This is a genomic window from Virgibacillus sp. DJP39 (assembly GCF_049310925.1).
GTDB lineage: Bacteria > Bacillota > Bacilli > Bacillales > Amphibacillaceae > Virgibacillus_F.
Map to the genome: position 1 here is coordinate 23,124 of NZ_JBMERP010000040.1, position 9,887 is coordinate 33,010.

A 9,887-nucleotide genomic window follows, 5' to 3' on the forward strand; every position below is an offset into this window, starting at 1 on the left:
GTGCGGAAATTATGTTATAGAAAAAGGCCACACAGCCCAATGCGTGGCCTTTCATCCTTATTTTGACTTATGGACAACATACAAGGCGTGAATAACACCTGGTATCCAGCCGATAATAGTTAGCAGGACATTGATTAACACCTGTACAGGCCTGCCTGTAAACAGCACTGCAACTGGTGGGAGCAGTACTGCAAGTATATATGACAACATCAGTAAATTTCTCCTTTCTTGCTCAAATCTTTAATTGCTACATAATCATCCATAAAATAATCGTAACTAGACCAATTGAAAGGACGCCAACTAGCATGATTAAAAAGTCGCTTGCGGTTAACTTTCCAATTCTACTAAGCTGTGCTTTTTCTTCTTCCATATTATTGAACTCCTTTAAATTAAGTAATTTGGTCTGAACAATAAAAGTAATTATCTGTTTACATAAATACTGTTACCCGCTCGTCCCCATTTTAAACGTAACAAAATTCAGTATAAAACTAGAGATGTGGAATGATCCACATCTCTAGTTTTAAAATAAGAGTATTGTTTTTTGTTTATTTTCTATAGAAATCTGCCAACTATGCCAAGAACGACCAGGATAACAAAAGCAGTCCAAAGAATTCTCTTCATAATCTTTTTGTTGGTTCTTTTTTTCTGCCAGCGGTTAGGGTCAAACTGAGCTGTGGAAGCTGAGTTATCACTTCTTTGATTTCGCCAAACTGAAAAGGCTTTGGCATTTGACAGTATGAGGGGCCCCAGTGCAAAACCACCAATAAATCCAAATATGTGTGCAGCAATATTAATCCCCGGGCGAAGGAAAGTCATCACTAACCCAATCACAAGAATGATGACAACTATACGCGCATTTTGACTATCGATCAGGTGTTTCTGGAAGAGCATCATATAGATGTAAATACCAAATAACCCGTATATAGCCCCAGATGCACCCACATATATTGTGTCAAACATAGTTGGTTCGATGATATATGTTCCTAGATTTCCTGCTAACCCGGCCAGTACATACGCGGCAACAAACTTAAATTTTCCAAGCATCTGTTCCAGTGCGGGACCGAACAGTATTAGTGCAAGTGAGTTGAACAGGGTATGACTAAGACCTGCGTGAAGGAATATGGAGGTAAGCAAGCGCCAGTATTCGCCTTGATTGATATAGAAGTTGTTCCCTACACCCCATTGATAGATTAGATTTCCAATTTGTAACGATAAGATGTCGATGATGACGAATAATAAGAGATGAATAATAACAATTACTGAGACAACAGGATATAACTGAATAAACTCTTTAATACTTCTTTCTGTTCTTATAAACATTAGAAACCCCCATAAAATTTTTATTAATCCGATTTTCGGGTATTATTAGTATAATAACGCTTCATACATAGTATGACCATTAAAAAGATACTGGAATTCAAATAAAATCACAAGTTTAGATAGGGGTAACTAAATGATTAAAGGGATTGGAATCGATATTATTGAACTGGAACGTATTAAGAAAAGTATAGAAAGAAGCTATCGATTAGTTGAGCGAATCTTAACAAATAAAGAACAGGGAATCTATAATTCTTTAACCAGCAGTCAGCGTCGTGTGGAGTATCTGGCCGGAAGATTTGCGGCTAAGGAGGCTTTTGCTAAGGCTACAGGTAAGGGTATTGGTAAGTTGGGTTTTCAGGATATTGAAGTAATTGCTGAAGAATCAGGTGCTCCAGCACTGCATGTACAAGGATATGAATCGTACAATATATTCGTGTCCATTACCCACAGTAAAGATTACGCGGTTGCGCAAGTAATTATAGAAGAATAGCTGATTTTGCATATTTAGAGAGTTTGTCTCATATATTTTAGTGCGGGTAGGAGGAAATGGAAATGGTTATAGTCACCGCAAAAGAGATGTACGATATAGACAGTTATGCCATGGAAACAATAGGGTATGACGGAAAACTATTGATGGAGAATGCTGGTAGATCTGTAAGTGAAAAAATGAAAGTGATTATTTCTAAACATGACCAAATTTGTATCCTGGCAGGATCAGGAAACAATGGGGGCGATGGATATGTGATTGCCAGAACACTTCTGAATGACGGGTATAACGCATATGTCATTCAAATCGTACCAGATGAAAAAATAAAAGGGGATGTACGGTATCATAAAGATGTTTTTGTGAATTGTGGTGGTTCCACAATTACCACAGAATCTTTAGAAGAAGTTAGTGATTACGTACAGCGTGCGAGTGTTGTAGTCGATGCAATGGTTGGCATTGGGATGAAAGGGATGCTTCGGGAGCCGATAAGTTCAATTGTCTCACTGGTAAATCAAAAACCCAGCAAGGTGATTGCGGTTGATATACCAACCGGGCTGCCGGCCGACGAGGGAATAACAGACTTTCATGCTATAAAGGCCGATTATACGTATATCATTGAAGTGGCTAAAATGAGCGTATTTGTACAACAAACAAACCCTTTTTATGGATCATGGGAAACGGTTTCGATCGGAATTCCATCGCATTCTTCTCCGTTTAATACAAATAAGAATACGTGGGAAGAAGATGACTTTAGAGATAGTCTGCCAACACGTAACCAATTCTCTCATAAGGGAAAGCATGGAAAGGGATTGGCTGTTGGTGGCAGTAAGGAAATGCCAGGTTCAATTACGATGACTGCTAAAGCGGCATTAAGAGCAGGAGCTGGAGTGCTTACAATAGGTACACCTGAAGAGGTGATCAGTTCGATTGCTTCGGCCTGTTTGGAAGCAACATTTTTAAAACTTCCTAAAGAAAATGCTGCACTATCACTGGACAAATATGATGCAATCGTCGCTGGAATGGGAATCGGGCGGGAAGAAAATGCAAATCGGATAATTAGTGACATTATCCATAATGCTTCGTGCCCAGTTATTATTGATGCAGACGGACTCTTTCATCTGAAGAAGGATATGGAAAGTTTAAAAGATCGTTCTGCACCAACCATTCTAACACCACATCCTGGGGAAATGGCGATGCTCATGGATTGCACAATTGAGGAAATTGTACATGCACCGTTTGCCCATGCAAAACAGTTTGCTGAAAGTTATGGTGTTTACTTATTGTTAAAAGGCAAGTATTCCATTATAACAACACCGGATGGGAGGCAGACTGTAAACAGGACAGGTAATCCCGGTCTTGCTAAAGGGGGAAGTGGTGATGTCCTGTCAGGAATCATTCTGTCCATGGTAATGCAGCAGCAGTCTATTGAAGAAGGATTATGTAATGCTTGCTATCTGCACGGTAAGGCAGCGGATGTTTGTGTTGATCAGGGCCATTCGTATTATGATTTGTTAGCTACAGATATTATCAATAGTTTTCCATTTGTTTTCGTACATGATCGATTAAGTTAGCGGTGTCTACATTCCTTTCGTCCTTGGAATCGAGACAAGGGAGATATGTCCATGAAAAAAAATATGAGCATTTGGTTAGCGATTGCCATTGGATTAGTTTTATTACTTTCAGCTTGTGGTGAAAAGTCACAAGAAGACGTTATGGGTAAATTAAGCGATAACCTGGAAGATATGAAGGGTTACAAAGCAACAGCAGAAATGAAGATGGATACTGGTAATGAGAATGAAGTTTTCAATATTGATATTTTGCACAAAAAAGATGATTTGTACCGGGTACAGCTGACAACTGATAAAAAGGACAAAGAAAGTCAGGTTATCCTGAAGAATAAAGAAGGTGTATTTGTTTTAACGCCTGCTTTAAACAAAAGCTTTAAATTCCAATCAGAGTGGCCTGAAAATGGAAGTCAGCCTTATTTATATCAGTCGCTTTTAAACGATATTGAGAAAGACGAGGACGCTGTATTCAGTAGTACAGAAGAGTATTATGTGTTCCAAACAAAAACAAACTATCAAAGTAATAATAATTTGCCTTATCAAGAAATTTACTTTGACAAAAATACCTATACACCAGTTCATGTCAAAGTATTGGATAAAGATAAAAAGGCAGTCGTAGAGGTCAAGTTTACCAGTTTTGAAATGGATCCTGAATTTAAAAAGGATGCCTTTGAAATAGAAAAGAATATGACTAGCAGTACTTCTACAGACGTACCAGTTACTACTGATTCAACGAATTCATTTTCGGTTATGTTCCCGCTGAATACTGCTGGTGCAGTGTTGGCTGAACAAATAGAAACTGATCTTGAAGACGGCGGTACGCGTGTAATCATGACATTTGAAGGGGAGAAAGACTTTACGCTGGTAGAAGAACAGATCAATGTTGAGCAGACTCTGGCTTCACCCCAAATGGTTGACGGCGAGATTGTAAATCTTGGATTTGCAGTTGGAGCAATATCGGAAAACTCAATTGAATGGCATGTTAACGGTACTGATTTTCTGTTGGCAAGCGATGAGTTAACAAGAGAAGAATTAATAGAAGTTGCCACGTCAGTACAAGGACAGGAAATTAAATAGAAATAGCAGACTCACTTAAGAAGGTGGGTCTGCTTTTTTTTCTAGTCCAAGTGACTTAAATCCCGAAGACTGTAGATAACGGTTGATACCCGGCCAGGACCGGTTGATATTTTCGGATAACGGTTGATTCCCGGCCAGGAAGGTTGATACTTTCGGATAACGGTTGATTCTCGGCCATGCCCGGTTGATATTTTCGGATAACGGTTGATTCTCGGCTAGGACCGGTTGATATTTTCGGATAACGGTTGATTCCCGGCCAGGAAGGTTGATATTTTCGGATAACGGTTGATTCTCGGCCATGACCGGTTGATATTTTCGCAGTGCCATTCAGGTCTCTTGCGATAACAGTTTGATCGCAGTCAGCCTCTCTCTATACGGGCGTCCGGCACTTTTGTTTCCTACGAACATTATTAGGTAAAGCTATCACTTTAAATAGTTGACAGTCTTCTTAGAAAGTTAAATAATAAACTATAATCAAATATTTATAAAGGAGATAGTTTGTTGTGCCTAACATGTTTTACCGTCCAACCTGGGCGGAAGTTGATTTGGATTCTATAGCTTATAATATAAAACAAATGCAGCAAGAGCTGTCTCCGGGAATTAATATGTTTGCTGTTGTAAAAGCAAATGGGTATGGTCATGGAGCAGTTGAAGTGGCCAGGACTGCGCTAAATGCAGGAGCAAATGCGCTGGCAGTTGCCCTCTTGGAAGAGGCGGTGGAATTACGTCAAGCTGGGATTGATGTTACTATTCTGGTTATGGGATGGGTTCAACCTGAGGATACGGAAGTTGCAGCCAACTATGATATCACGCTGACTTTCTTTCAAAAGGTATGGATTCAAGCGTTACCAACACAACTGTTTTCTAAAAAGTTGAAGCTCCATATGAAGTGGGATACTGGGATGGGTAGAATTGGTATCCGATCGAAGGAAGAATTACAATCTGTGATTACTGCTGTCAAATCTGCTAAAAATATTGATTTAACGGGGTTATACACACACTTTGCGACTGCCGATCAAGCGGAACTGACTTATTTTAATGAACAGCAGAACCGATTTAACGATTTGTTAGCTGAGTTTAACAAGATCTGGGACAGCTCAGTTGTTATTCACATTGGCAACAGTGCTGCATCAATTCGGTTTCCTTCTGAAATGCATCAGTATATTCGGTTTGGAATTGCTATGTATGGCCTGTATCCTTCTAGTGATATACGAGCTATGAATAAAATAAACTTAAAACCCGCTTTTTCTTTATTCAGCCGTTTGATTCATGTGAAAAAAATTGATGAAAATGAGGCCATCAGCTACGGGGGAACATACGTAACAGAGGAATCAGAGTGGATTGGGACTATCCCAATTGGCTATGCCGATGGCTGGACACGTAAGCTGCAAGGTATGGATGTATTGATTGAAGGTAAACGGATGCCTGTAGTTGGTCGGATTTGTATGGATCAAACCATGATTCGCTTAGACAGAGAATATCCACTCGGAACTAAGGTAACACTAATTGGGAAGAGTGGAAATGATAAAATAGAAATGGATGAAATAGCAAATTTTATAGATACTATAAATTATGAAATTCCCTGCATGATAAGCAGCCGTGTACCAAGAGTTTATATAAAATAAAAAATGTTATCTGTAAGCATGTCATAAATTTATAGTTCATTAAATAAGTATATATACCACACGCTTTATTTACGTAAATAGGATTAATACATTTTTTAGACAAATATCTCGGAAATCCTTTGCATTACTACCTGTACAATGATATTATTGAGTTAAATTAATATTGATCGTTCAACAGTTGGCGGGGGTGTATGGTTTTGTCAGAGAGCTTACAGGAGATTTTAGTACGATTACCAAAAAACCTACTAAATGAGGTGGATGGACTAATGAAGTATGATAATAGAGATCTTAGCGATTTTATCTGTCAAGCAACAAAGAGTTATTTAGACCAAAAGAAAAATGACCATATTCAACAGTTTCGGGAATCTATGCAAAAAGGCTATGAGGAAATGGCTCGAATTAATCTAACAATTGCGTCGGAGGCTTTTCAAGCTGAAGAGGAGGCTGAAAACACCCTTGAGCGTTCTGTGATCGGGGTGTAATAATTTGATCGTTCAACGAGGTGAAGTGTATTTCGCTGACTTATCCCCTGTGGTAGGATCAGAACAGGGAGGTATACGTCCAGTATTGATATTACAAAATGATATTGGGAACAGATTTAGTCCTACGGTAATTGTTGCAGCAATTACTGCTCAAATCCAGAAAGCCAAGCTGCCGACGCATGTCGAGATTAATGCGAAGCGATATGGTTTTGACCGTAATTCTGTAATACTACTGGAGCAAATACGTACATTGGACAAACAAAGATTAACAGATAAGATTACAAAGTTAGATAATGAAATGATGAAAAAAATAGATCAGGCATTGGAAATAAGTCTCGGGCTTAAGGACATGTAAAGATGATCAATCGAACTCCTTGTTAAGTAGTTAACAAGGGGGGTTTTTTTATAATTATAAGCTGTTTGTGATATAATGATATAATGTGGTGTATATGAGAATAAGTGAACGAAATATATTTTGCTTGCAATTTTTGACGAATTGTCACAAATTTAATAAAAAACTAACGAATTAAATCGATAGGACATTAGGGGGAATATCAGTGGATAAAAAGTTTAAAGAAATAGCATTGAATAATAGCGATACAATCGTACATATGTGGCTTGGGGAAATTAACTCAATAAAAGAAGGAAACTATACAGCGGCTGTTTCAGACGATTTATTTGAAAGCACTAATAGAGAGTTTGTAAATGTTATTTTTACAAATATCCAGGAACAAGGGTCTTCTAAAACGTTAGAGGGGTTCTCTGAAAAGCTAATGAACCTGGGTTGGCCACTAAGCTACATTACTGATGGTTTACAGATCTTCAGACGTGTAACGGTCGAATATATACTAAGTCAATCTGACCAAGTCGATTCTGATTATATATCAAGAGTATTAAAGAGTGTTGATATGTGGGTGGAACCAATTATCCGTCAACTTGTTAATGAATACTCAGGAAGCTGGGAACATATTGTATCCTTGCAACGGGTTGCATTGCAGGAGCTATCTGCACCGCTGATACCGGTAATGGAAGGCATAACCGTTATGCCTCTTATTGGAACGATTGACACTGAACGTGCAAAATTAATAATGGAAAACCTGCTCGACGGAGTAATTAAGAATAATGCCGACGTGGTATTAATTGATATTACTGGAGTCCCCGTTGTGGACACAACGGTTGCACATCATATCATACAGGCTGCTGAAGCAGTGCGCTTAATTGGCTCGACATGTATTCTTGTAGGAATCAGACCAGAAATAGCGCAGACTATTGTTAATCTGGGCATTGACCTAGGGAAGTTCCCAACGAAAAATTCCCTTAAAAAAGGGTTCCAGAAAGCGTTGGAGATGACTAATCGGAAAATAGAAAACATAGAAACGAAAGATGAGGAAATTGAAACATTATTAAATTCATTAACTAGGGAGTGATCTAATGCATATACCTATTCTGAAGTTACACAATTATTTATTAATCTCTATTCAAACAGAGCTTGATGATAATTCAGCCATTCAATTTCAGGAGGACTTATTAAATAAAATTCATAAATGTGGTTCAACTGGTGTCGTAATTGATTTAACTTCAGTTGAAATAATTGATTCTTTTATTGCAAAGGTCCTAGGTGATGTTGTTTCCATGTCAGATCTAATGGGAGCGAGAGTAGTTCTAACTGGTATTCAACCAGCTGTTGCAGTTACTTTAATTGACCTTGGAATTCACATGCAGAACGTTCCTACAGCTTTAGATATTGAACAAGGTTTAATAAAGCTTCAACAGGAATTGGGGGAATGAGTATGAGCCTTGAATCCTGTGTGAATATTAAAAAAGAGTGGGATATTGTTGGGGCTAGACAAGTGGGGCGGGATATTGCAAAGAAAACCGGTTTTGGAACCGTTGATCAAGCTCGAATAGCCACCGCTATATCCGAATTGGCTCGAAATATTTATTTATATGCTGGAGATGGCAAAATTTGTTTTGAAGTAATAGAGACAATTAACCAAAAAGGAATTCGGATGATAGCTATAGATAATGGACCAGGAATTCATGATATCAGTCAAGTGATGGAAGATGGATACACCACATCTGGTGGTCTTGGTGCAGGGCTCCCAGGTGTAAGAAGATTAATGGATGAGTTCGATATAACATCTGAGATGGGTAAGGGAACAGAGATAAAAGCAACCAAATGGACCCGGTAACGTTTCAAATAGATGTCAAACCTTTTAGCACGTAAAAAATAGCATTAAATTTGGTGGATAAGGAAAACTATAGCTTTCGTCGTAGGCTTGTTGACGATAAGCCAAGTTTTCTATTATTTTTACAAAGAGGGGAACTATGTGAAAACGATGAAATTGGATGCCGCAACCTATAAAGATTTGTTGCAGGACTACATTCTTACTCAGGATGAAAGGTCTTTATATGGAGCAGAACAAATAAGCAAATCATTTATTAAAAATAATATACTACCAGAAGAAATTGTCAGTCTTCACAACCAGGCATTGGCAGAAATATACCCCGATTTATTTGAAGACTTTCAACCGTCAATGGATTTTTTAATGGAATCCATGATTTCGTACGGTCTCGCACACCAGGAATACCAAACACTTCGCGAACAGCAAATCGCTTTAAAGTCTGAAATATCAGTAGCGGCAGGTATGCAGGATACATTACTGGCAACAAAGAAGCCTGAAATAGAGGGATTGGATATAGGAGTTATAAGCGTCCCTGCCAACCAAATGAATGGGGACTATTATCATTTTATTAAAGGGGAAGATGGCTCACTTGGAGTAGCAATTGCGGATGTCATTGGCAAAGGTATCCCAGCGGCACTTTGTATGTCAATGATAAAATATTCGATGGATAGCTTTCCGGAAGAAACCATGACACCAAAGGCTATCCTCTCTAACCTCAATCGAGTGGTTGAGCGCAATGTCGATCCGAGTATGTTTATCACGATGTTTTATGCCCAGTATAATCCGGCAGCATGCAAGTTTTTGTATTCAACTGCTGGTCACGAACCAGGTTACTTTTATTGCGCAAAAACAGATACATTTAATGAGATTGAGGCAAAAGGTCTAGTTTTAGGCGTATCAAAAGAAACAAAGTACCAGCAATATGAACACGTAGTTGATGAAGGTGACATGATCATCCTGCTTACAGATGGAGTGACAGAGTGCCGTCAAGGTGAACGGTTCATTGAAAGTGAAGAAGTATTGGCTGTTATCAGGGAACATAGTAATCTGCCTGCACAGGAAATAGTAGAACAAGTATATAAACATTTTGAACGTCTCCAAAATTTTCAGCTTCGTGATGACTTTACTTTAATTATATTGCGTAA

Annotated in this window: 14 protein-coding genes; 10 read left to right on the forward strand and 4 right to left on the reverse strand. The window is 38.5% G+C overall.

Annotated elements, in window-relative coordinates; all coding sequences use genetic code 11:
• Nucleotides 1-57 precede the first annotated feature (57 nt).
• From ACOI1D_RS13265 to ACOI1D_RS13275, 3 genes are all read right to left on the reverse strand, one after another.
• Nucleotides 58-207: a YqaE/Pmp3 family membrane protein gene (locus ACOI1D_RS13265; protein ID WP_422501781.1), complete on the reverse strand. Its 150-nt coding sequence runs from the start codon at nt 205-207 to the stop codon at nt 58-60.
• Nucleotides 208-247: 40 nt separating this feature from the next.
• Entirely contained in the window at nt 248-370 is a 123-nt protein-coding gene (locus ACOI1D_RS13270; protein WP_422501769.1) for a hypothetical protein, read from the reverse strand.
• Nucleotides 371-552: 182 nt separating this feature from the next.
• Nucleotides 553-1,320 carry a rhomboid family intramembrane serine protease gene (locus tag ACOI1D_RS13275; protein WP_422501770.1) on the reverse strand — a complete coding sequence of 256 codons (768 nt, stop codon included), beginning with the start codon at nt 1,318-1,320 and terminating at the stop codon, nt 553-555.
• A 133-nt stretch (nt 1,321-1,453) separates the two neighbouring features.
• Between ACOI1D_RS13275 and acpS the strand changes: the two genes are divergently transcribed.
• The 3 genes from acpS (at nt 1,454) to ACOI1D_RS13290 (ending at nt 4,449) form a co-directional block, all read left to right on the forward strand.
• A complete protein-coding gene (gene acpS / locus ACOI1D_RS13280; RefSeq protein WP_422501771.1) occupies nt 1,454-1,810 on the forward strand; it encodes a holo-ACP synthase in 357 nt (118 codons plus the stop codon).
• 62 nt (nt 1,811-1,872) lie between these two features.
• Nucleotides 1,873-3,378, forward strand: a complete 1,506-nt coding sequence (locus ACOI1D_RS13285) for an NAD(P)H-hydrate dehydratase (protein WP_422501772.1) — start codon at nt 1,873-1,875, stop codon at nt 3,376-3,378.
• A gap of 51 nt (nt 3,379-3,429) precedes the next feature.
• On the forward strand, nt 3,430-4,449 hold the full coding sequence (locus ACOI1D_RS13290; protein WP_422501773.1) for a LolA family protein: 1,020 nt from the start codon (nt 3,430-3,432) through the stop codon (nt 4,447-4,449).
• A 15-nt stretch (nt 4,450-4,464) separates the two neighbouring features.
• Here ACOI1D_RS13290 and ACOI1D_RS13295 read toward each other — a convergent pair whose 3' ends face one another.
• A complete protein-coding gene (locus ACOI1D_RS13295) occupies nt 4,465-4,749 on the reverse strand; it encodes a hypothetical protein (protein ID WP_422501774.1) in 285 nt (94 codons plus the stop codon).
• 212 nt (nt 4,750-4,961) lie between these two features.
• Here ACOI1D_RS13295 and alr point away from each other — a divergent pair, with 212 nt between their 5' ends.
• The 7 genes from alr to ACOI1D_RS13330 all read left to right on the forward strand — a co-directional run.
• A complete protein-coding gene (gene alr, locus ACOI1D_RS13300) occupies nt 4,962-6,074 on the forward strand; it encodes an alanine racemase (RefSeq protein WP_422501782.1) in 1,113 nt (370 codons plus the stop codon).
• A 197-nt stretch (nt 6,075-6,271) separates the two neighbouring features.
• Nucleotides 6,272-6,556: a CopG family ribbon-helix-helix protein gene (locus ACOI1D_RS13305; protein WP_422501775.1), complete on the forward strand. Its 285-nt coding sequence runs from the start codon at nt 6,272-6,274 to the stop codon at nt 6,554-6,556.
• A gap of 4 nt (nt 6,557-6,560) precedes the next feature.
• Complete coding sequence (locus ACOI1D_RS13310; RefSeq protein ID WP_089534079.1) at nt 6,561-6,911, forward strand: type II toxin-antitoxin system PemK/MazF family toxin; 351 nt, start codon at nt 6,561-6,563, stop codon at nt 6,909-6,911.
• 202 nt (nt 6,912-7,113) lie between these two features.
• Complete coding sequence (locus ACOI1D_RS13315; protein WP_422501776.1) at nt 7,114-7,983, forward strand: RsbT co-antagonist protein RsbRA; 870 nt, start codon at nt 7,114-7,116, stop codon at nt 7,981-7,983.
• A 4-nt stretch (nt 7,984-7,987) separates the two neighbouring features.
• Nucleotides 7,988-8,344, forward strand: a complete 357-nt coding sequence (locus ACOI1D_RS13320; protein ID WP_422501777.1) for an STAS domain-containing protein — start codon at nt 7,988-7,990, stop codon at nt 8,342-8,344.
• Nucleotides 8,345-8,346: 2 nt separating this feature from the next.
• Nucleotides 8,347-8,748: an anti-sigma regulatory factor gene (locus ACOI1D_RS13325; RefSeq protein ID WP_422501778.1), complete on the forward strand. Its 402-nt coding sequence runs from the start codon at nt 8,347-8,349 to the stop codon at nt 8,746-8,748.
• A 138-nt stretch (nt 8,749-8,886) separates the two neighbouring features.
• Nucleotides 8,887-9,887, forward strand: a 1,001-nt coding sequence (locus tag ACOI1D_RS13330) for a PP2C family protein-serine/threonine phosphatase (protein WP_422501779.1), incomplete at its 3' end; no start/stop codon positions are given.